The following is a 207-nucleotide window of genomic DNA, read 5'->3' as shown; positions in this document are numbered from 1 at the left end:
CATTTCTCAGAGTCTCAATGATGGCGTTAATTTTCGCTCTTAGACATACCGTCCACTGTTTCGGGCGTAGCGCCTGGTGTCATTGCACCTGCGTTGCTGTTTAACTTCGCGTAGGCGCGTAAATACAGGTCTGGGTTATATAGCAGTCGATACACGTCTTCTACTGGCAACCCACGTTGCCCGCGTTCACGTATGATGTTCAGTATC

General features: G+C 49.3%; 1 protein-coding gene. It reads right to left on the bottom strand.

All coding sequences use genetic code 11. The features are described 5' to 3' along the window. Window positions 1-26: 26 nt before the first annotated feature. On the bottom strand, window positions 27-207 hold a 181-nt coding region (locus tag AABK37_RS42575; protein ID WP_432557327.1), incomplete at its 5' end, for a hypothetical protein.

This window comes from Tolypothrix sp. VBCCA 56010 (assembly GCF_050875635.1).
Taxonomy (GTDB): Bacteria; Cyanobacteriota; Cyanobacteriia; order Cyanobacteriales; family Nostocaceae; genus Hassallia.
Note: the sequence above shows the minus strand (reverse complement) of the source record. Positions and strands in the feature narration are given on the sequence as shown.